This window comes from Pseudomonas sp. BJa5 (assembly GCF_030272875.2).
Lineage (GTDB): Bacteria > Pseudomonadota > Gammaproteobacteria > Pseudomonadales > Pseudomonadaceae > Aquipseudomonas.
In genome coordinates this window covers 1-239 of the sequence record NZ_JALRNG020000208.1, presented here as the reverse complement: position 1 = coordinate 239, position 239 = coordinate 1, and the positions used below count along the sequence as shown (strand labels likewise).

The window sequence follows — 239 nt, the reverse complement described above, 5'->3', positions numbered from 1 at the left end:
CAACAGGTGCCCTACCGCCTCTTGCTCCATGTTCATCGCCGGATGGTCGGGGGCAGTTGCAACATAGCGTGGAGCAAAGCCCGCCGAGTGAAAGATGTCGTTGCACTGTTCCAGGGGTACGTCCAGGGCCGACTGCAGGGCGTGCAAGGTGCTTGGGCTGGCCTTGGCGCGCGCCGTATCCACACAGCTCCGGTGACGCTGGGAGACACCGGCCAGCAAGGCCAGCTCCACTTGGCTGA

General features: G+C 64.0%; 1 pseudogene. It reads right to left on the bottom strand.

From position 1 onward, the window contains the following. Positions 1 to 239: pseudogene (locus M2D63_RS26050) on the bottom strand (transcriptional regulator); the annotation flags it as partial.